Origin of the sequence: Streptomyces sp. PsTaAH-124, assembly GCF_000373685.1 — a bacterium.
GTDB classification, from domain to species: Bacteria; Actinomycetota; Actinomycetes; order Streptomycetales; family Streptomycetaceae; genus Streptomyces; species Streptomyces andamanensis.
Genome location: NZ_KB892190.1, coordinates 1 through 20,057, shown reverse-complemented (window position 1 = coordinate 20,057; position 20,057 = coordinate 1). Strand labels below are relative to the sequence as shown.

At 70.8% G+C, this 20,057-nt stretch carries 24 protein-coding genes and 1 pseudogene; 9 read left to right on the top strand and 16 right to left on the bottom strand.

All coding sequences use genetic code 11. The features are described 5' to 3' along the window. Positions 1-329 precede the first annotated feature (329 nt). From B086_RS0127555 to B086_RS42100, 6 genes are all read right to left on the bottom strand, one after another. Positions 330-1,394: a hypothetical protein gene (locus tag B086_RS0127555; protein WP_018569659.1), complete on the bottom strand. Its 1,065-nt coding sequence runs from the start codon at positions 1,392-1,394 to the stop codon at positions 330-332. A 184-nt stretch (positions 1,395-1,578) separates the two neighbouring features. After that, the gene (locus B086_RS0127550; RefSeq protein WP_018569658.1) at positions 1,579-1,851 is read right to left on the bottom strand and encodes a hypothetical protein; all 273 of its coding nucleotides are present in this window, start codon (positions 1,849-1,851) and stop codon (positions 1,579-1,581) included. Next, on the bottom strand, positions 1,848-2,147 hold the full coding sequence (locus B086_RS0127545; RefSeq protein WP_018569657.1) for a hypothetical protein: 300 nt from the start codon (positions 2,145-2,147) through the stop codon (positions 1,848-1,850). The genes B086_RS0127550 and B086_RS0127545 overlap by 4 nt, the downstream gene beginning before the upstream one ends. Before the next feature lie 36 nt (positions 2,148-2,183). Then, on the bottom strand, positions 2,184-2,591 hold the full coding sequence (locus B086_RS0127540; protein ID WP_018569656.1) for a hypothetical protein: 408 nt from the start codon (positions 2,589-2,591) through the stop codon (positions 2,184-2,186). 236 nt (positions 2,592-2,827) lie between these two features. Continuing rightward, the gene (locus B086_RS0127535) at positions 2,828-3,235 is read right to left on the bottom strand and encodes an RNase adapter RapZ (RefSeq protein ID WP_018569655.1); all 408 of its coding nucleotides are present in this window, start codon (positions 3,233-3,235) and stop codon (positions 2,828-2,830) included. A 63-nt stretch (positions 3,236-3,298) separates the two neighbouring features. Next, positions 3,299-3,904 carry a hypothetical protein gene (locus B086_RS42100; RefSeq protein ID WP_018569654.1) on the bottom strand — a complete coding sequence of 202 codons (606 nt, stop codon included), beginning with the start codon at positions 3,902-3,904 and terminating at the stop codon, positions 3,299-3,301. Positions 3,905-4,128: 224 nt separating this feature from the next. Between B086_RS42100 and B086_RS40960 the strand changes: the two genes are divergently transcribed. Then, positions 4,129-5,460: a hypothetical protein gene (locus B086_RS40960; RefSeq protein ID WP_051115932.1), complete on the top strand. Its 1,332-nt coding sequence runs from the start codon at positions 4,129-4,131 to the stop codon at positions 5,458-5,460. A gap of 190 nt (positions 5,461-5,650) precedes the next feature. Here B086_RS40960 and B086_RS0127510 read toward each other — a convergent pair whose 3' ends face one another. The 5 genes from B086_RS0127510 to B086_RS0127490 form a co-directional block, all read right to left on the bottom strand. Continuing rightward, the gene (locus B086_RS0127510; protein WP_018569650.1) at positions 5,651-7,372 is read right to left on the bottom strand and encodes a hypothetical protein; all 1,722 of its coding nucleotides are present in this window, start codon (positions 7,370-7,372) and stop codon (positions 5,651-5,653) included. A gap of 446 nt (positions 7,373-7,818) precedes the next feature. Next, on the bottom strand, positions 7,819-8,052 hold the full coding sequence (locus B086_RS44755) for a hypothetical protein (RefSeq protein WP_158690433.1): 234 nt from the start codon (positions 8,050-8,052) through the stop codon (positions 7,819-7,821). 122 nt (positions 8,053-8,174) lie between these two features. Further along, complete coding sequence (locus tag B086_RS0127500; RefSeq protein ID WP_018569648.1) at positions 8,175-9,482, bottom strand: hypothetical protein; 1,308 nt, start codon at positions 9,480-9,482, stop codon at positions 8,175-8,177. Positions 9,483-9,684: 202 nt separating this feature from the next. Then, on the bottom strand, positions 9,685-10,233 hold the full coding sequence (locus B086_RS0127495) for a flavoprotein (RefSeq protein ID WP_018569647.1): 549 nt from the start codon (positions 10,231-10,233) through the stop codon (positions 9,685-9,687). Further along, positions 10,230-11,471, bottom strand: coding sequence for a helix-turn-helix domain-containing protein (locus B086_RS0127490; RefSeq protein ID WP_018569646.1), 1,242 nt, complete (start codon positions 11,469-11,471; stop codon positions 10,230-10,232). Before B086_RS0127490 ends, B086_RS0127495 begins: the two co-directional genes overlap by 4 nt. Before the next feature lie 77 nt (positions 11,472-11,548). Between B086_RS0127490 and B086_RS0127485 the strand changes: the two genes are divergently transcribed. From B086_RS0127485 to B086_RS0127450, 8 genes are all read left to right on the top strand, one after another. Then, positions 11,549-12,070: a hypothetical protein gene (locus B086_RS0127485; protein ID WP_158690432.1), complete on the top strand. Its 522-nt coding sequence runs from the start codon at positions 11,549-11,551 to the stop codon at positions 12,068-12,070. Continuing rightward, positions 12,067-12,459: a hypothetical protein gene (locus tag B086_RS0127480; protein ID WP_026252827.1), complete on the top strand. Its 393-nt coding sequence runs from the start codon at positions 12,067-12,069 to the stop codon at positions 12,457-12,459. The genes B086_RS0127485 and B086_RS0127480 overlap by 4 nt, the downstream gene beginning before the upstream one ends. 452 nt (positions 12,460-12,911) lie before the next feature. Then, positions 12,912-13,502: a hypothetical protein gene (locus tag B086_RS0127475; RefSeq protein WP_018569643.1), complete on the top strand. Its 591-nt coding sequence runs from the start codon at positions 12,912-12,914 to the stop codon at positions 13,500-13,502. 157 nt (positions 13,503-13,659) lie between these two features. Then, complete coding sequence (locus B086_RS0127470) at positions 13,660-15,126, top strand: 3'-5' exonuclease (RefSeq protein ID WP_018569642.1); 1,467 nt, start codon at positions 13,660-13,662, stop codon at positions 15,124-15,126. Further along, a complete protein-coding gene (locus B086_RS0127465) occupies positions 15,119-15,730 on the top strand; it encodes a hypothetical protein (protein ID WP_018569641.1) in 612 nt (203 codons plus the stop codon). The genes B086_RS0127470 and B086_RS0127465 overlap by 8 nt, the downstream gene beginning before the upstream one ends. Further along, the gene (locus B086_RS0127460; RefSeq protein ID WP_018569640.1) at positions 15,730-16,011 is read left to right on the top strand and encodes a hypothetical protein; all 282 of its coding nucleotides are present in this window, start codon (positions 15,730-15,732) and stop codon (positions 16,009-16,011) included. The genes B086_RS0127465 and B086_RS0127460 overlap by 1 nt, the downstream gene beginning before the upstream one ends. 80 nt (positions 16,012-16,091) lie before the next feature. Beyond that, positions 16,092-17,015, top strand: coding sequence for a ParA family protein (locus B086_RS0127455; RefSeq protein ID WP_037874052.1), 924 nt, complete (start codon positions 16,092-16,094; stop codon positions 17,013-17,015). Next, entirely contained in the window at positions 17,012-17,911 is a 900-nt protein-coding gene (locus B086_RS0127450; protein ID WP_018569638.1) for a hypothetical protein, read from the top strand. The genes B086_RS0127455 and B086_RS0127450 overlap by 4 nt, the downstream gene beginning before the upstream one ends. Positions 17,912-17,973: 62 nt before the next feature. On the opposite strand, the gene B086_RS0127445 is transcribed toward B086_RS0127450, so the two are convergent. The 5 genes and pseudogenes from B086_RS0127445 to B086_RS0127425 all read right to left on the bottom strand — a co-directional run. After that, positions 17,974-18,405 carry an NUDIX domain-containing protein gene (locus B086_RS0127445; protein ID WP_018569637.1) on the bottom strand — a complete coding sequence of 144 codons (432 nt, stop codon included), beginning with the start codon at positions 18,403-18,405 and terminating at the stop codon, positions 17,974-17,976. 37 nt (positions 18,406-18,442) lie between these two features. Then, positions 18,443-18,991 carry a hypothetical protein gene (locus B086_RS0127440; RefSeq protein ID WP_018569636.1) on the bottom strand — a complete coding sequence of 183 codons (549 nt, stop codon included), beginning with the start codon at positions 18,989-18,991 and terminating at the stop codon, positions 18,443-18,445. Further along, a complete protein-coding gene (locus B086_RS0127435; RefSeq protein ID WP_018569635.1) occupies positions 18,988-19,482 on the bottom strand; it encodes a hypothetical protein in 495 nt (164 codons plus the stop codon). The genes B086_RS0127440 and B086_RS0127435 overlap by 4 nt, the downstream gene beginning before the upstream one ends. Continuing rightward, positions 19,472-19,756: a hypothetical protein gene (locus B086_RS0127430; RefSeq protein ID WP_018569634.1), complete on the bottom strand. Its 285-nt coding sequence runs from the start codon at positions 19,754-19,756 to the stop codon at positions 19,472-19,474. The genes B086_RS0127435 and B086_RS0127430 overlap by 11 nt, the downstream gene beginning before the upstream one ends. 29 nt (positions 19,757-19,785) lie before the next feature. Continuing rightward, positions 19,786-20,057 (bottom strand): annotated as a pseudogene (locus B086_RS0127425) (hypothetical protein); the annotation flags it as partial.

Sequence of the window (20,057 nt, the reverse complement as noted above, 5' to 3'; positions counted from 1 at the left end):
CAGGCCACGGAGGATTACGGAGCTCAGGCGCCCCACAGACGGACCGCAGGGCGTGCTCGACGGTCACCTCGGCGCCGCTCGGCGCGGTAACAGTCACTAGGTCTGACCTGGGGAAGTTCTAAATATCCGACCTCAAATGAGGGCCCGAAACCGGAAGCCCAGCGGGAGCAAGTTGGTACGGAAGGGGAGCTTCCGCGAGCGGAGCAAGCTATCGCCGAAGACGGTCTTCGGCGCCTCGGCCCGGGGGTGCCGGGGTCCTCCTCGACCGAGGGCGGACGGGGAGGGACAACCTGCCCAACTGCCCATGCGGGCCTGCGCAGGTAGCTCGGCTACAGCACGCCGTGCAGGGCGTTCTCGGCGAACCCGTCGTCGTCCTCGCGGTACGTCCGCATGACCTTGGAGCCCTTGGCCCATCCGCCCTGCTTCTCCGCCACGGCGTCGGGGTTGCCCGCGCGGGAGGACTCGGTGACCAGTCCGCGGCGCGGGCTGTGCCCGGTGGGCCGGATGTCGAGGCCGGCGCGCTCGCCAAGCCGGGTGATGACGTCGCCCACGGACTCCGCGTCGAGGCCGGCCTCCATGACGGTGTGGTAGCGGGAGTGCAGGCGGCGGTAGGCGAACCCGTCCGGGTCGGCGCCGATCCCGGACGCCTCGCGCCAGCGGCGCCAGGACCGTACCGGGCAGAGGTGGGCACGGGAGCCGTACGGGACCTGGACCACGCGCGGGAAGTTCTTGCTGATCCGCACGTCCACGATCAGGCCGCGCCCCTCGGGGTCCTCGGTGATGTGCCGTTCCCGGAGCCATCCGACCTCGTGCTCGCGCCCGGCGATGGCGAAGTCCATCGTCATCAGGGACAGGTCGCGCACGCCGGACAGGTTGTCCGGCAGGGTCGCCGCGATCTTCTCCATGTGCCGCACGAGCAGGGCCGGGGCGGGCCCGCGGCCGCGCTGCTCGCCCGCCTTCTCCATCGCCTTGACCTTCGCCTTCAACAGGGCGCGGGCCTCCTCGGCGACGTCGACCGCCAGCTGCAGCCGGTGCTGGCGGCGGCCGGTGACGACGACTCCGGCCAGACGGCGGTCGATGGTCGAGGGCGCCATGAACAGGCCAGCCTTGTAGCCGGGCTGAATCCAGCACCACTCCGTGAACAGAACGAGCGTGCCGGACCGGACGGCCAGGGGCGGGAGGCTGGTCTCCCGGCAGAACGCTTCCCACGCGCGCCAGTCGGCGGCGTACCCGTTGCGGGTCTTCTCCGGACGGTTGTCCTCGACGTGCTTGGTCGCGTCGCGGTCGATGCCGTCGAGCCGGGCCTCGGTCTCGGCGTCGAACCGGCCGGGCGGCGGGATGACGGCCTGGCGGTCCGTGGTGCTCGTCGTGACCGACTGATCCGCGTTCGTCATGGTCTCCCCTGAGTGCCCGTCATGCGGCTTTCTGGACTCCGGACAAGTGAGCTTATCCGGAGTCCAGCACGGGACACGAAGAAGCCCGCCACCGTGTTCGGTGACGGGCTTCATGATCCTTCTCAGCGTGAACGGCTGTACCGATGTTCCTCACTCGTGCCGCGCGGGTCGCGTCCGATGCGACCTACGGTCCGGCGATCAGCCACAGGACGAGCGCGGCGTCGAGGTCCTGCGAGTAGCGGTACACGACGCTGATCCCGCGGCCGCCGGTCTGCTCGGGCAGCAGCTCGACGACGTACGACTCCGAGCGGGGGTCGGCGTCCGGGAGGCCGCGGGCGTGTTCGGGCTCCGGGTCGTCTTCGAGCGCTCGGCGCACGGACTCGACGGCGGCCTGCTCGGAGCGGCTGAGCTCGGCGCGGACCTTGTCGGCCGCGTCGGAGTAGAAGGCGTGGGTCACCGGGCGCCGGCCTCCGTCAGCTTCTGCCGGAGCTCGTCCTCGACGTCGTCGGTCGAGCGGGCGAGCGCGGCCATGCCCTGCGGGTCGTAGCGGAGCAGGACCCGGTGCCGGTACGCCTGGGTGAGCTCGCGCACCTTCGTGAGGTCGTCGAGGTCGGCGGCGTCGAGCTCTTCCTCGAACCGCTGGCGGTCGCCGGGGAACCCCCACGTCGACAGTGCCTCGCGCAGCTCGGCGAGCGTGCCCATGGGCGGGGTGAAGCCGGGCCGGTCGGCCTGGTGGTCGGGCTGTGCGGTCACGGTGACCTCCTCGTCGCTGGTATCGACGCTACTCGTCTACCGCCCGGACGCGGTGCGGCCCGGCGGAATCCGCAGGCCCTGGTACCCGGGGCCGAGGCCGCGCCGCTGGCGGGGGCGCCGGATCGGGGTCGGTGGTTCGACGGGCTGCTCCTGGTGCTCGTCCTCGTCGGGGCCGGCGGGCGGGTGCTCGCCGGGCGGGAGGCCGAGGCGTTCGCGGAGCTGGGCCAGCTGCTGCCCGATGGCGCGCATCGCCGTGGCGGCGTCGGGGTGCGCGGCGGCCAGGGCGAGCGCGGTGGTCTCCATCGCCTCGACCGCGTCCTCGACGGCGGCCGCGCTCCAGCTCCCAGGGGAACTGGCGGCGTCGTACAGCTCGCACGCGGCGTCGGCCAGCACCTCGGCGCGCTCAGCGACACCCGGCGCGGCGGTGGCGGGTAGAGGGTTCACGTCCTGGTCAACGACAGTCGGGGGCTGCGGGAACGGCGGGCGGGTGCTGCTCGTCGCGCTGATCGTCGAGGCGGTCACGGACGAGTTGATAGATCCGCAGGGTCATGATGCTGGGCGCTCCTTCGTCGGCTCGTCCGGGCGGGCGCCGGGCGGCCGCTCTATATGGGGGCGGCCCCGGCGGCGGGCAGCATCGGCCGGACACGGCTCGCGCCGCCGGGGCGCCCGGTCAGTCTCCCCTACGCCGCGGCGTTGCCCGCGCCGGCGGGCAGCAGCTCCTCGTCGAGGTCGCGGTGGACGGCCCGGACCCGGAGGTGATCGAGATGGTCCATCTGGGCGGCTGCCCTGGTCGCAAGAACAGGCGCTCGGTGCCGGCCTCCCCCGCACCCGACCGCGATGGTCAGGGTCTGGTCCTCGGTGGCCTGGGCGAGCAGCTGGTACCCGGCGGTGACCATCGCGGCGACCAGGGCCTGGGCGCCGGGGGTGCGCATGACGGCTCGCTGCACGCGGGGGTCGCGGGCATCGAGGTCGCGCAGGGCGGGGTCGAGGTACGGGTCGGTGAGGTGGCGGGCATCGAACATCAGGGCGCAGGTCGGCCGGGGCTTGTTGTGCCCGTAGCCGAAGCTCACGATTTGCAACTGGCGCATGCCTCCACGATCGGGCCAACTTCCCTCTGTCCACAACGTGTTGCCTGTTGCCTACGTGGAACGCTACGGCTGGGGTACCTGGTCGAACTGCGCTGCGGGCGCCGTCCCTGGCGTGGGGCCGGACGTCTGTTTGTACTCGATGGCCCGCCAACCGTCGGCCGTCCATTGCAGGTACAGGGTCATAGTGCCCCATCCCGATTCGACCGGGATCTGCTCAGGAAGGCCCGGACCCGTGAGGCCGAAGAGCGAGGAATACCAGACGTCTATCTCGGCGATCCGGCCGGTGTAGGACCGCACCTTCGTCCCGGCCGGTACGGAGACGGAGGTAAGGCGCGCTCCGGCCGGAGGATGCCCTTCGGAGTCCAGCCCCAGCCGCTGGCTGAAGGGCCCGTACTGATCGTCGGTAGCCCGGAGCAGGTCCGGGACACGGCTCTGCTCTGTGGTGTCCCGCAGCAGCTGGTGCCGGTCAGCAGGGCGGTACATCTCGTCACTGCCGTACCGGGTCGCCATCGCTACGGCTGCGCGTACCGCGCCCTGCTGGCTGTGGGAGGACAGGTCGGTGGTCGCGCGGGGTTTGTCGTCGTCGGCCGGCGAGCTGCTACTGCTGTTATCAGGCCAGCCATTCACGGCTCCGGCCAGCGCGCCGACCAGCACGACGACGACTCCCATACCCGCGACCCGGCGCCCGGCTCGACGGCCTGCTGGTCGTCGGCCCCCAGGCCCCAGTTCCCTCCATATGATTTGGTGCTGACGGCTGGTGGCCATCCTCCGCGCTCCCCCCGTATCAGGTCCCTGGCGCCACGACCGTATCGGGCGGCGCCCCGGCCTAGCCAGGGCGGTGTCACCTGCACCAGTGACGTGGGAAGCTCTAATTCCTGACGTCCACCTGGGGGTTGATTGATGTGTCCGCTCGTCGTCTCTGGAGCGCCCTCGTCGTCGCCCTGGTCGCGCTGCTCGTCGTAGCGGGGCCGGCGAGCGCCGATCCGTCACCACCGCCGACCACTGCGGCGACGAGCCCAAGTTCGTCGCCGTCCTCCGACCCGTGCACACTCATCCACGGTGACGCCCACAAATACTGCCAGCGCGGCCAGGAGCAGAAGAACAAGGCTGAGCAGTGCAAGGACGTGAAGGGCACAGCCAAGGAACACTGCATGTCGAGCTTCGGAGACTCCTTCACCAACCCGACATCGTCCATGGACCCCCTGTCCTCCTTGGCCGATGGGATCGCGGAGGCGGCTGCCTGGGTCGTCACGCAGCTGTCGAACGCGGTGACTGCGACGGCTACGGTCGATTTCACCAACCCGAAGTTCCTGCAGACGTACGCCATCGTCTTCGCCGCGGCAACGTTCCTGGTGCTGCTGATCTGGCTGTGGGCCGTGATCAAGCGCGTGGTCCGGGGTGTGCCGGCGCCTAGAGCATTCGGGGAGGCCATCGGACTGCTGTGGCTCACGGTCCTGGCGTCCGCGTTCACCCCACTGATCCTCTACACCGTGGTGACCGCGGTGGACGGCATCACGGATGCCATCGCCGGGGGGAGCGCCAACCCGGCCTTCTTCCAGTCGTTCAGCGACGCCCTGACCAAGAGCGCTGAGGGCGGCCCCATGGTCAAGATCCTGCTGTCCGCAGTGTCGATCCTGGCCGCGGGCGTCATCTGGTTCGAGCTGGTGATCAGGGAGGCGCTGCTGTACGTCGGTGCGGCACTCGGGACGGTCGTCTACTCGGGGCTGATCGACAAGGACCTTTGGGGGCGGGTGCGGAAGTGGGCGGGGATCATGTCCGCGATCATCCTCGTCAAACCCATCGTGGCGATCGTGCTGCGGCTGGCGAGCGCCCTGACCCAGGGAGGTCCGTCCAGTGGGGTCGGCGCGATCGTGTCGGGTCTCTCCATCATCATGATCTCGATCATCGCCTCCGCCATGCTTTTCCGGCTCATTCCGGGGATGGGCGACGAGATCGTGGCGGCCCGGCGCGACTCCTACGATCCGGCCAGCCGCCAGGCCACGGCCGTGGTGACCCGGCCCGTGACCGGCATCACCCAGGGCATCAACACCCATGCTGCTCGCGACTCGGCGTCCCGCGCACCGGCCGCCAGCAGCCCGACCTCGGCGTCCCCTTCTGTCGGCGCCAGCAGCGGCATCGCCGCGCACTCGACCCGCCCCTCGTCCCCCCGACCGCCCCGGCAGGACGTGCCCGTTCAGGACCACCGGGGGGACAGCACCCGCTAGGGATGGCCGGGTTGCGGATGGTTCATTCCGATCAACACGCCGATCACGATGATCGCGATCAGGCAATAGAACTTGGCCTTCAGGCTCATGAGGCCCCCTCCTCCGACACGGATACCTCTGCTCAAAGTAGCGCGCGGGGCCCGACCGCAAGTCATGGTCGGGCCCCGCGCGCTACCAGGAGCTTTGGGGATCACTCGTGGCCACGGGCCTTGCGTGCGGCGCGTTTCTCTGCGCGGGCACGAGCGACGGCCGCCTGCCAGCCCGTCTCCGAGGATGAGCGGATGCGTGGAAGATCGAGGGCGCGGCGCGCTGCCATCTGTGCCTCGTGGACCTCCTCGGGCTCCCGGGCGGCCCATCGCCGGGTCGGACTCTGCTCTACGAACCGGTCGAGGGCCCACCGCCTGGCGAGCTGGTGACGCGCGGCCTCCTCGGCGGCCTGCTTCGCCTGGGCGGTCAACTCGGCCTCGGCAGCCAGGCGGGCGGCCTCACGGCGGCGCTCCTGCTCCCGCAGGTCCTCCATGCGGTCGAGGTCCGGCGGGGCCTGGACGACGGCGTTGGCGCGGGCACGGCGACGCTCCAGCTCGGCCGGGGTCATGCTGTCCCACCGCTCGACATGGGCGGCGGGCCTGACTTCGCGGTGGCCACCGCCGTAGCCGTGGGCGTCCTTCCGGGACCTGATGAGCCGCCACAGGCGCCAGGCGGCCAGGCGACCGAGGTTCTCGGCACGCCAGACGACCTCGCCCCACTCGTTCCGCCGGACGATGTTGCTGGTGAGCAGCTCAACGAGCTCGTACTCGGTCGACCGGCGCAGGGCGACCTCGACGGTGTGGTGCAGGTCGTTCCACGCATCGCCCGTGATCGAGCGGCTGAGCTCCTCCGGGGTGCCGGAAGGCAAGAACACCACTCCACGGCCGAGTTGGACCCTCCACGAGTGCCACACGCGGCGCACGACCTTCCTGGCAACGGCGCTGAGGTCGTCTCCGAACGCCTGGCCAGTCTTTCCAGTTGCCGCCGAAGGCGTCGTTTTCGTATCTTCCATCCCTTTCACCGGGATCAGCCCACTACTACCTGTAGATGAAAAACCTTCTAGTTGTGAGAACCCCCTCGCGTATAGAGGAGACGCTTTGCCATTAGCCCCAAGCACCATTAGGCGGTGGACTCGGACGGCCATCTCGGCGGCCCGGTCGCGGTCGGCGACCGCGATGCAGCGGCGGTCCGGGGTCGGCTTCGCCACGGCGGGGGCCGCCAGGGCCTGCGGGGCCTCTGCAGGCTCCCAGCCGGGCCAGGGAGCGACGGTGCGCGTGGCTCGCTGCCACTGCGTCCGGATCGCCTGGGCGACGGCGGCGGCCGGGCTGTCGGCCGGGTGCTCCCAACGGGGAGCGGCGGCCAGCTCGGTGATGAGCTGCTGGGTCTCGGGGTTCTCGCCACGTACGACGAACGGCTCGACGGCGGGGGCCGGCCGAGACGACAGGCGGCCGAACGCGGCGTCCTCGAACTCGTCCTCGGCCTCGGGGAGGTCCCAGACACGCAGCTCCTCCATGAGGTCCTCGGGCAGGCCGGAGGGGATAGCATCGGCGCGCAGGCACAGCGCGTACACCGCACGGCGGCCGGGCGCCGGCTTCTGGACCTGCTCCGCGAATCCGGTGGTCATCAGGCCCTTCAGGTCGTCCCAGAACCGGTCCGTGCCGAGGCCGTGCACGTACGCATAGCGCTCGGACAGGGTGATTCCCCCGTCTACCTGTGCCGTGCCGTAGAGGCCCTCGACGCGGCCCGTCATGGGGTCGAGGCGCTGGCAGTTTAGGAACTTCGCCAGGCGGAACTTGGTCTCGGGCAGCGTTCCGCGGTACCGCGCAATCTCAGCGATCCGGTACCAGGTGCGGAGTCGGAGTACGGGGGCGCGCAGGACGAGCACAGGGCCGTCCTGGGGTTCTGCATCCGCACGCGACACGCCGGGTACGGCCGAGCTGGTGGACACACCGGTACTCGGGCGCACTGGGCTGACACCGCAGCTGTCCGCTACGATGAGGGCACCACCTTTTGGGGTCTACAAAGCAACAAAAACGGGACCCACCTGCGGAGGGCCTGGAGCAACTAGGGCCGGAAACCGGCCTTGACCTGGTCTTTTGAGGGTTTAGGTGGCCTCCTTTTCTCGGGAGCCGATCGAGTTGGCGCTCGCTCGGTCCCAGGGTTGGGGGGTGGCTGATTGGGAGTCAGCCGGTGCCGGATGGGTAATCCGGCGATTTTGGGTGATATAGGTAGAACTGGGACTCAGACCGAAGATGGGGATCTGAGGTGCGAGTCCCACGACGAGCGTTGAGTGCCTCGGCCGCGGCCGGGGCCTTCTGCTTGTCTGGGGGCCTAGCTGGCCTCCTGGAGCCGGTCGCCCGGCACTTTCTGCTTGTGTAGCTCGACGAGCGCCTCGCGGAGCACCTCGGCGCCGGATACGCCCATCAGGACGACCAGTTCCTCGTACATGCGCCGTACGGGCTCGCCAGGCTGCAGAACGACGGCAGCTCGCACCGACTTGTCGGCGGGGAATGCCGTCGACTTGGGGTGAGGACGTCCGCGTGCTCCAGCCATGTCGATGATCATAGCCGGAAGTGGGAGACTTGATTCAACATCAGGGGCGTGTCGTTCGCTTTTTCCTGTCTGCTGGTCGCGAACTTCCCGAGGCCCCATCAGACGCACGTCCTGCTCAGGGGGGTGTTCCCCCGTCAGGAAGGCAGGCTGTTGAGCCGCTCGACCTTCTTTTGGACGGCGTCGAGGGCGGCGCGTTGACGGCCGGGGACCCGGCGGCGCAGGGCGACGAGCTGCGGGGCCAGGGCGCGGGCCTGGGCGGCGTCGCGGATGCGGTCCCACTGGTGGTGGGCGCGGTCGACGGCGCCCTCGACGTCGTGGGCGTCGGGGGCCTGCTGCAGCGTGTCGAGCCGGGTCTGGGCGGCCTGCAGCCACAACACGCAGGACTGGCCGGGATCGTGGGCGACCGAGGCGAGATGGGCGCGGACCTCGACCCAGTGGACGGCGGCGAACGTGTCGGCTCCGAACTGGGCGACGGCGCGCTGTTCGGCGGCAGCCGCCATCGAGGCGGCCTCCTGGTGGCGGCTAGCCTGGGACAGGGCGACGATCCGCTCATGCGGGTCGGCTTCGACGGGCACCACGGCGTCGCTCGGCTGGTAGACCGGTGAGACGGTGCGCTGCGTCCTCGGCGGGGGCGGCGGGAGCTGCTGCGGTACGGCGGCCGGAGCCGGGACGGGCGCCGGGGCCTGGGCGACGGGCGCCACCGGGGCCGGCGACGGCACGGCGACCGGGAGGGGCGCCGGGGCCTCGGGGGCCGGGCGCGCGGGCGGGAGCTGGGTGTTCACCGGGGCCACGGGCCGCTCGGGGCCGATGACGAGCGCGCCCTCGACGGCGGCCGCGCGGCGCAGGACCTCGTGGTGCAGATGGTCGGGCGCGGAACGCTGGCCGGTGCGCAGGATCTGGGCCAGGGCGTGGGTGTAGGCGGGGTGGGCGATGTGCCGGCGGCCGGGCGGCGGGGCGATGACCCCGTACGTCCGGGCTCCGTTGGGGAGGTCGAGCGGCTCCTCGTCGAGCAGCTGCCAGACCTCGGCGTCGGCGACCAGGTCGACGTAGAGGGTAGTCATGTCCGGGCGGCGCTGCCGGAGCTCCGAGACGAGCCAGGCCCACGGGAGCGCGGTGTACCGGATCGTCGAGGGCGTGGTGCGGGCGAGCGCCAGGTGCACGCCCTGCTGTCGGCGGTCGAGCTGCAGCTGGCCGACGAGCACGACGGTGAGCGGGCCCTCGGTCGCGGCGGCGCCCCGTACGCGGGTGAGGACGGCCTGCGGGTCGACGGGGCCCGCCAGCTCGATGAGCGTGGCGGCCGCGGTGCCCGCGAGCGCGGCCGGCGGAACGGCGGCGAGCACGGGAATCACGCTGCCCGCCTCGATCAGCTTGCCCTTGCCGGTGGGCGCGGCCGCCAGTAGCAGCGCGGTTCCCGGTCGATCTTGCACCCCGTTGATCTGCACCTACGCACCGTATCCGCTGGTCTGGGGCCGGGTCTGTCGACTTCGGCGGGTGGTCCTCGACCTCGGCGGCGCCTGCCGTACGGGACTCCGTGAGCGGGGTGGTTCCCTTGTGGGCGGAGCCCGCGTCTTCCCTGAGTTTTCCCCCATGTGCATGGAGTTTTTGGGTCGGGTGTCTCCCGTGGGAGACGGTTGTCCGGGCAGGTCAGGCGGCTAGGGGCAGTGCGTCGATGGCGGTCTGCCACGGGTAGGCGTCGAGGTTCCCGTGCCGTGGGCGGTGCGGGACGAACCCCTCGTCGCCGAGCAGCACGGTGACGCCGGCGGCGCGCAGGGTCTCGACGCTCCGGGCGACGGCGGGGTGTGCGTGCTGGGCGTCGTTCCAGTGCGGCAGCGCCACGATGGGCAGGTGCAGTCCGATCCCCTCGGTGATCAGGCCGAGCGCGAGGGTGTCGCTGATGCCCGCGGCCCACTTGTTCAGCGTGTTCGCGGTGAGCGGGGCGACGAGCAGCGCGTCCGGCTCGGGCAGGACGTCGTCCTGGCTGGGGAGCTTGTACTGGTGGCGGACCGGGTGGCCGGTGAGGGCTTCGAGCGCCTCGACCTCCCCCTCGGCGTCCTCGCTCGCCCACCGGTACGCGGACGGCGTCAGGATGGTGCAGACGTCCCAACCGGCCTGCTGGGCAGCGTGGATGGGGATGTGGAGGCGTCGCGCGGGCGGTGCCGCGCACGAGATCAGGTACAGGGTTCGGGTCGTCACCGGGGCAGTCCACAGCGATCAGCGAGCAAGCGCAACCGGCCCTCGGCAGACCCGGCCCCGAGCAGGCGCAGGTTCTCGACCGTGGTCTTCGTGCGGGGTCGGCACTGGACCTCTTCTGGGGCCAGCTCCTCAGCGGCGAGCAGGGTGTCGACGGCGGTCTCCCGCTCCCCGGCCTGCAGTTCGCCGAGGGCGCGGTCGGCGAGCAGATGCGCCCGGCGCTCCTTGGGAAGGCTGGCGAACGCGGGGGCCTGGATGTCGGCGGCGGCCGCGACGGCGTCGGCGCCTTCGCTGAGCTGGACGTGGGCGGCGACCCGGTAGCACTTGACGTTGGTCGGCCCGAACGACGTCCACAGGAGATTGTCGTCGCGGCCGAGGCGGTCGGCATGCTCGTCGGCCTGGTCGAGGTGCTCGGGCACCCGGCGGGCGTGGGCCTCGGGGTTGTCGTCGTCGGCCTCGGCGGCGGCCGCGGCCGCCATGGCGGCCTTGAGGTAGAGCATCCCCAGCACGCTGAACCCCTCCGGCCCGGTGCGCAGGAGCTCGTCCTGCAGGCGCTGGGCCGAGGCGAGCACGAACTGGGCGGCGGCGTCGGCCTGGCCGTGGTTGGTCATCGCGTCGCCGAGGTGCCGGGCCGCGCTGGCCATGATGACGGGGTTCTCGCTGCGCTCGGCGGCGGCGACCGCCCGGTGCCCGGCGATGAGCGCCAGCTCGGTGTCGCCCCACTTGATCGCGGCGGCCTCGGTCAACTCCAAGCTGAGGGAGAGCAGCTCGTACGCGGTGAGCTGGTCGTCGCCGCGGTGGTGCTGCGCGGCCCGGGTCGCGTCCACGAGCAGGGCGGGGATCGCGCTGCCCAGCTGGGCGAAGTGCCCGGCCTGGAAGCCGGTCCTGGCGTAGGTGAGGGAGCGCTGCAGCTGCTCGACGGGAAGCGGCTCGTCGGACGAGTCGTCGCTCGCGCCCGTGATGACGTCGTGCCGGTGCAGGGCGCGGCGTACGGCGTCGATCTCGCTCTCCTCGACGCACTCGGTGTCGAGGACGTCGGCGATCAGCCGCTCCAGCGGGATGCCGAGACGTAACGCGGCGAGCCTCATCACGGACAGCTGCGGGTCGGCCTGGCGGCGCCCGCCCTCTAGCTCCTCGACCCATCGCAGGCTCTTGCCCATGAGGTAGGCGAACTCCTGGCGGGACATGCGCCGGCGGGTGCGCCAGTAGTTGACTCGGTGGCCGAACTGGAAGGAGTCCATGGGCTTCCCCGGATGTGAAGCACGACCCACACACATCGTGTGGTCTAACCCCGGTATACCGCCCTTACCGTCCGGATATGGCCAAGTCCCAGACTCCCGTCACCCCAACGTGGGCGGCGCTGCACGTACCTGACGACAACACCCTCGCCCACCTCCGGGGAGCTAGTACCGGCTCGACCCGGTTCGTCGCGTGCGGCGGCGGCCGGGACGCGGTCGTGATCTCGCCCCTGCAGCGCGGCCTCGCGGCGCTCGACGAGCTGGGCGTGCCGGTCGAGGACGGACACTCGGTGCTCGCTGACCACTCCCGCCAGGAGCTGATCGTGGTGGTGGAGGACGGCTGGGCGCACCTGTGGGAGGACGTGCCCGGGGTCCGGGTGCTCTCCCTCGGCTCGTGGCTCCTGGTGCCGGCGCCGGGCACCGAGGGCTCGTTCGCCGCGCACTGGCTGAGCTGCCCGGCGCGCGACGTCCCGACCCTGTGGCGGGACCAGGAACGCGACCCGCACCTCGGCCTGATGTCCGCCCGGGTCGACCCCCGGGCGCTGTACGACGCGCTGACCACGGTCGACAGGCCCGTGGTCGCCCCGGCGGCCGTGTCATGAGCGGGTACACCGTGCTGTACGACCCGGACGGTCTGCTCGGCGCGGAGGTCCCCCTCGACCGTGAGCCGCACATGGCGCTGGTCAAGCAGGTGCTGGGCTGGGAGGACATGACCGACGTGGCGCCGGACGACTGCCAGCAGATCGCCCTCCAGCTCACCGGGCACGGCCGGGCCGTCGCCGCAGACGTCCGCCGGCTCTCAGCCGACCCGACCGTTCCCGACGAAGTCCGGGAGCTGGCCGAGGTCGTCCTGCGGGAGGCCGACCGGCGGCTGTCGTCCCCCCGGCTCGGCACGGTGCACTGCGTGCAGCAGCGGGCCCGCATGGTCCGCGCGCTGTACGAACGCCTCGATCGCCTCAACACCGCTCGCCCCGCCGCGACCTCGACCTGAGCGACCCCACGGACCGCCCGTCGCTCCCCCCATGGCGCGGGCGAACGGAAGCCCCCGGTCGACCCGGCCGGGGGCTTCTCCATGCCCGTCGTGCTCCTGGTGACGGGCCGCGCCAGCGGCACACCACCACGGCGGCCGCGCCGCAGACGACAACGCGCAGGACGCCAACCACCTGATTCGACCTCAGCCCACGAAAGCCAGCCTCGACGCTCCCGCACCCGGCCGAGCAGCTGCATGGCCTCTAGCGACCACTCCCCGGTCGCAACCACGCTTCCCCTGTGCAAAGCCACGGCGGACCTGCGGCCGCCGACGTCGACCGGCTGTCCCGGCGGGGCACCGCAGGCCCCCGGGGCCGAGGAGCTACCGACCCCGTGCGCCGCTCCACTGGGCCGAGCCAGGGGAAAAATCGGGCATCGCGCCGCTGATGAATGGATCTCCATTAAGATATCCCTATGCAGAAGACTCGGATCACGGTGATGATCTACGCGTACCAGGCGAGCCAATTGGACCTACTGAAAAAACAGCAGACACTGGAGCAAGTGGCTACCGTGAACGCGCTGGTAAGCCAGGGAAACACTCGGAAACAGGCCCGGATCATCGTGGCCCGGATGCGGCCCACAGAGTGGCCCAGTCTGGAGACGGTCGTCGGCCAGGCGGTCGAGCAGCGCCTGGCCGAGCCGGACCTGGCCGGCCCCTGGGAGTCACTGACCGAGGCCGAGGCCGAGCAGCTCGCGCTGTCGGGCCGCTGGCCCGGTCCGAGCCTGGGCGTCTCCATGTCCCAGCGGAACTACAGCCTCCCGTCAGAGCTGGTCACGCGCCTGCGTACGGCGGCTTGGCGAGTGTCGGAGGCACCCATGCAGGAGCTGGAAGCGCGCGGCCTGGTCGGCGCCGGCCTCGTGCTGACCGAGGCACAGAGGGAGCAGCGCGACGAGCTCGCGGCGCGGCTGTACCCGGTGCCGAGGATCGTCCGGGAGGCCCTGGCCCGGTACGGACCGGCGGCGCCTCCGATGCGGCAGACGAGTGAAGATCCACAAGGAAATTAATGGAGATCCATTAAGTGTAAGCGCGTCAACGTGCACACGAGTGATAGCGGCCAAATTTCGCCTCTGGCTGGTTCTTGGAGAATGTTTGAGCGATAGCGGAATGGGGTTTATAGCTGCTACGGTTTTAATTCCCTCGACGCTCTTTCGGGAGGCATGAGTGAGCACCACCACGGCGACGGCGACAGAACGGATCCCGTCCAGCCGGACCGAGGCGGACCCGGCCCGGGTCGCCAAAGGCAAGCCCTTGAGTCACAAGGCCGGCGTCCCCGTCTACAGCTGGGGCCAGGCGCCGCCCTACCTGCGGACCAGGACCCAACTGGCCGCAGACCGACTGAACGTGACGGCCGAGCAGGACAAGGCCCCCCTGGCGTACGTCAGCACCCGCGACTACGGCGACGTGCCGCTGCACGACCCGGCGGCCGCGGTGAAGATGCGGCCGCTGCCGTCGTCGACCAAGGCCAGGATGACGGCCCGGCGCACCTGCCCGGAGTGCGGCAAGGTCCGCAAGGTGATCCTGCGCGGGCCGTGCTCGGTGTGCCGGGAGCGGGCGCGGAAGGCACAGGATCGGCTGTTCACGCGAACGTGCAGGGGGTGCAACACGGTCCGGGAGCGGCCGTACCCGAAGGGGCATCGGCGCTGCCCCAGCTGCCGTAAGCAGCAGCTGGAGGAGAAGCGTGCCCGGGTCGAGGCGTGGCTCATCGAGGTGACGGTGTGCGCCGGCGACGGCTGCACGAAGAGGCTCGGATCCAAGAAGGCGGCGCGGGCCTGGCTGAGGGAGCAGCCCTGGGCGCTGCGTCCGGACCGCCCGAGCCTGCCGGACGCTGGGTGCAGGCCCGGCTGGGCGCGGCGGTGTCCTCCGTGCCAGAAGACGTACGACGTCGAGCAGGCGCGGCGCCAGGCGGAGAACCAGGCCCGGTACGAGCGGGAGGCCCGGGAGTGCCGGGAGGCCGAGGCGCGGGCGGCAGAGGAACGGTGTCGGTGGGCCGCGGCCGCGCTCGTCGACCCCGACGTCCTGGTCCTCGACGCCGAAACGACGGGACTCGGCGAAGACGCGCGGATCGTCGAGCTGGCCGTGCTGAACGCACGCGGGGAGATCCTCCTCGACACCCTCCTGGACCCGGGGGTGCCCGTGCCGGGCGACGCGGCGGCCATCCACGGGATCACGACCGAGGCCCTCGTCGGGGCACCCACCTTCTCGGACGTCCTGGTGAAGCTCACCGGGCTGCTCGACGGCAAGCGGTGTTTGATCTACAACCAGTGGTACGACGTCGGCCGGCTCCGGCACGAGCTGACGCTGCACTACCTCGACCGCGCTGCGCGGGAAGCGGCCGAGGAGACGGTGCGCACGGGCACGGTGCCGGAAGACGTCCGGGAGCGGGCGGCCGCCGAGGCGGCGAAGCAGGCGACGGCCTGGCTCGACGCCATGCACTTCGAGGACGTGATGATCCCGTTCTCGGACTGGGTGGGCGACTGGTCCGAGTACCACGGCAACAACCGCTGGCAGCCGCTCAACGGCGGCCACAGGGCGGCGGGGGACTGCCGTGCGGTCCTCGACTGCCTCCGGCAGATGGGGCGGCGAGCAGCCGCGTACACAGAGGAACTGGAGATGGAGACGCATGTCTGAGACCACCGTCGAACCGCGTCCGGGGGTCGTCGCCCTTTCGCTGATCAGGACGATCGCGTTGGACGAAGCGGCCCACTCTGCGGCTGGGAGCCGGGAGCAGGCTCCTCCCAACTGGTCGGTGTACCGCGACCTGACGGAAAGGCTGGAGACCTGGAAGGCAGCCGGAACGCTGCGCGAGAACGGGCTGCTGACGGTCGAGTGGCTGGCCGTCGACCTGATCGCGTACAGGTTCCAGGCCCTCGGCGAGAACAAGGGGAAGCTCGACCAGTGGCTGAACGACTTCGGTGACCAGGTGTGCCGGAGCCAACGGCACGCGCACCCGGCCGGCCCCACGGCGATGACCCTGCTGTCGGTCGTCGCGGAGGACGTCGGCCCGGGTCTTCGAGGGAACGACGCGGTGCGGGTTGCGCAGCTGGCCGTGCCCTACCAGGGCTACGTTCGGCCGGATCAGGAGGTGGAGGACACACGGGAGCTTGCCCTCACTCTCGGACTGTGGGCGGGGCCGCTCCTGGCCTCGCTGATGCACTACGAGAGTGACCGGATCACCGGATACCTGGACTCGCGGGCCGTTGAGGCCGGCGGAACGAACGAGGGGACGAACTGATGGTGCAGCTCCGGGTGATGACCGACGACAAGCAGCGCGGGGAGGAGGTCCTGGCGGTGCTGCTCCCGCTGCTCAACGCGTGCACGGCCCTGCAGGCTAGCGAGCCGACCAAGCTCTCGCACCGGGGCGGCGGGCTCCGCGTCGTCCTGGACGTGCAGCTCGCCGGGGCGCCGACCGTGACGGTCGAGCGGGCCGACGAGCTGACCGGCACGCGTACCCGTTCGGGTCCTCCTGCGACTCGACGACCTCGCGCCCGGCGTGCGCTCCCACCTGCACGTTGATCCTCTGCCCCCTACGACGCGCGGCCCGCTCCTGGTGGAGTCGGGCCGCGCGTGCGTGTGTGCCCGCTACCGTGCGGGTTATGTCAATCACACAAGCTCAGACCGTACCGCTCCCACGGCTGTCTGACGATCTCGCTTTCCTGGACGTCGTCACGGAGTGGGACACGACGGTCGCGGCGAACAAGATGCAGCCCCAGCTGCTCGTTCCCGCCACGTTCCGCCCCCTCGTCCTGCCACGGATCATCGCCGTGGCCAACCAGAAGGGCGGCGCCGGCAAGACGACCACCACGGTCGAACTGGCTGCGGCTCTCGTCGCCCGGGGCCTGACGGTCCGTGTCATCGGCGCAGACCCCCAGCGGGCCTCCCTGCCGGAGTGGCTGCTCCCGCAGTACCCCGAGGGGCTGGAGCCCAAGAAGCGGATGAGCCTGGCTCACGTCTTCTTCCGGAAGTGCACCCTGGCCGATGCCACGTACCCCACGCGGTACCGGGGCCTGTGGATCGTGCCCGGCGGCTCCAAGCTCGGCCGGGTCGAGTCGGAGAACACTTTGCCCGGCAGGGAGGGCGCCATCGGGCGGGAGATCGCGGTCGACCGCAGGTTCGATGTTGACATCATCGACTGCGGCCCCACGCTCGGCATCATCACCGTTTCGGCGCTCTCGGCGGCTGACGACCTGATCGTCCCGACGCAGGCCGGGCGCTTCGACATGCTCGGCGTCAGCGACCTGCACAACTCTTGGACGACTGTGCGGGACACCGTGAACCCCAAGCTCGAACTGCGGGCGGTCGTCCTCAACGAGTGGGACCGGACCAAGGTCATGCAGGCCACCATGCACCAGATCGCCAAGGACTACCCTCACGCCGTGCTCGCCCCCCTGCGCCGGTCGGTGAAGGTCGTCGAGGCGGTCGGCGAGTACCAGCCGACCCGGGTGTACGCGCCGAGGGACAACGCCTCGCGCGACATGGACCAGTTCGCCGGCGTCATGTTCGCCCCGAAGGCGGCGTGAACGTGGTCAACGTCGGCAGCGCTCTGAGTGGCCCGGACACCGAGGAGGACGACGGCTGGGACGACGACGATTCGTTCATCAACGACCTGGTGAAGCGCGGCCCGTACAACGCCGAACCGCTCGATCCGGCGTCACTGCCGGTCGACCGTAAGGAACGCCTCAAGGCGGTCGAGGCCGCACTGATGGCGGCCGAGGTTACCCGGTCCAAGAGCGTCGCCTGGTCCAAGCTGCGGTGGACGGTCGAGACGGGCGTCGCCCTGCGGGTCCTGGTCGGGGAGGACCTCTACAAGGAAGATCCGGAGTTCACCTCGTTGGAGGCGTATGCAGATGCCCGGCTGCACCTGTCGCGCGGACATGTGTACGAGCTGATCGACGACTCCGCCCGGCTCCTGGCCATCGCCCCACTGTCAGAAATTTCTGACAAACCCTTCAACCCGTCGCAGGCCAAGGTGCTGGCTCCTCTGATGGAGCCGGCCGCCGAGGACGACGGCCAGGGCGACGGGAAGACCAAGGCCGAGCTGGTCGTCGCGGACGTCGCCGCATCCGGCAGGAAGCGGACGGCGGCGGCCCTGCGACGAGCGGCCGAGGCCCGGGGCTTCGTCATCACCGAGGCGCCGGCGGTTCCGTCGGCCCGGCGGGGGAGCTCCGGGAAGGACGGCATCGAGGACGCGGAGATCGTCGAGAACGACGGGACCCGTGCGGTCGAGTCCCTGCACGGCTTTCTCAAGGATCAGCAGGCGGTGTACGACGGCATAGGGGGAGGGCTCCTCGCCACGGCCCTGCAGCACGATTCTGCGGCTGCGGAGGAGGTACTGCGGGATCTCCTGCAGTACCTCGCCCGGACCGAGCACCGCATCCGGGCGGCTATGAAACCGCCCTCCTCGGACGGCTCCTGACCTCCTGCACGCCGAAGCGCCCGTCCCCGGGTCTCCCTGGGGGCGGGCGCTTCGGCGTGGGCTCAGCGTCGCGCGGCGTCGGGCTGGTGGTGGCGGGCGTCGGTGACGATCTCGGCGTGGTCGAACGCCATGGCCTCCGGCTCGGTCAGGGGGACCCACTGCACGGCGGCCGCGTCGTCTCCGGCCTGGGCGACGGTGCCCTCGGCTACGGTGACGGCGTAGGCGACGCTCACGTACCGGCCGCGGGGGTCGCGGTCCGGGCGGTCGTAGACGCCGATCAGGCCGAGGTCCTCGGCGGCGACGCGGACGCCGGTCTCCTCCAGCAGCTCCCGCGCGGCGGCGGTGCGGGAGGTCTCTCCGGGGTCGACGTGCCCGCCGGGCAGGGCCAGCTCGCCCTCGTGCGGCGGCCAGCCGCGCCGGATCAGGAGGACGTCGTCGCCGCGCAGGCAGACCACATCGGCGGTGTAGCGGATGGTCTCAAGGGTTTCGGTCATCAGGTCTCTCTCGTGGGTGTGTCGGGTTGGGAAGGGCTCAGCCGATGCCGGGGAACGGCTCCGTGCCCTTCATCAGGGCGGCGTCCATGACCTGGCCGACGAGCTTGGGGTCGGCCTGGGGCAGGGTGCCAGGCTCCTCGGCCGGGGCCGGGGCCGGCGCCTCGTCGCCGAGGACCTCGCCGGACTTCCGGGTGTCCGTGATGACTCGCAGGATCAGGCCCATAGGGCTGTTGTGGTCCTCCGGGGTCAGCCGCTCCTGCCACGTCTCCAGTACGCGCAGGGCCAGTTCCTTGCGGAAGTCGGCGCCGGTGACGGGGTGTTCCGCGCGGTGGATCAGGTCGGTGAGCATCTCCGTGACGGGCTCGCTCGCCTCATGGAGCTGGCGGGAGAACTCGGCCTGCTGGCCGTCGAGCTGGGCCTGGAGCTCGCGCAGCTCGGCCATGAGCTGCGCGGTCCGCTCACGCTCCTGGTCGCGCTGCTGCTGGTAGTTCTTGGCCTGGTCCTTCCACATGGCAACGTCGCCCTGGGCCTCCTTGACCTTGCCCTCGTAGTACCGGTGCGTGGTGCCGGTGATCACGCGGATCACTTCTCGGCCTCCTCAACGACGGTCGACTCCTGGTTCAACAGGGCGAACACGCGGCTGTCGTACCCGCTGGCCGGGATCCCGGCCCGGGGGGTGGCCTGGAGGAAAGCGGCCAGTTCCCCGCCTCGTTCAGCGACGAGCCGCTCGGTCTCGGCCGCGATCATGTCAATGTCCTGTCGGACGAGGTCCCACGGCGCTGCCCCAGGATGGTTGAGCTCGAACTGCCGGTACGCGGCACGGTTGCACCACTCACGTACCTGTTCCTCGACGGTCTGCTCGTAGGGCGGCGGTTTCGGGATAGCGCCGGCGGCTTCGGCGGCCGGGATGACCATGTTGTCCCATTCGCACTCGGCGTACTCGGGGTCGGCGGCGGCGCGGATGTACCGAGCGCGGGCCGCGGCGCCATATCCGGCGGCGTCGAGGGCGGCCTCGTACGCCTGCCACGGGGTGGGAGGCGCGGGGTCTGCGCTGGTCGTTCGCGGGTCAGTCGTCACGCTGGTTGAGCTCCTTGTCGGTGTCGGCGGGGCGAGTGACCAGGCGCTGAGAAAGGAGCCGACCGCGACGGTAGGCGAGAAGGCTGTCCATCTCGACGAGCCGAACCCTGCCCTCGTACTGCACGCGCAGGACGCCAGTCTCGATGAGCCGGTGCACGTACCCGAGATCGACGCCTAGGACGCCTGCGGCCACGCGCGGAGTGACGGTCCAGTCGGGACCGAACGTCACCCTGTCGCGCTCCTGGTGCTCGTCGCGGTGCTGCTGTTGGCTCATCGTGCCCCCTTCGTTGCGCCTGGCCATCCTCACGCCTGGGTGGTGAGTTCGGGCAGGCCGGCCTTGGTGAGGGCGGCCGGATCGTACGTGGTCGGGTCGAGCTGGACGCGGTGCTCGACGGCGGCGGCGAGCGTGAGGCCGTACGCCAGGGCCTGCGCCTTGGCGTCGCGGTCGACGACGGCGGTCGCCACGGTGGTGGCGCTGTCGAGCCGGGCGAGCGCCAGCTCGTGGTCGCGGGCCTCGCGGGCCTGGCGGGCGGCCCGCCAGTGCCGGGAGGAGACGACGTACACCAACACCGTGG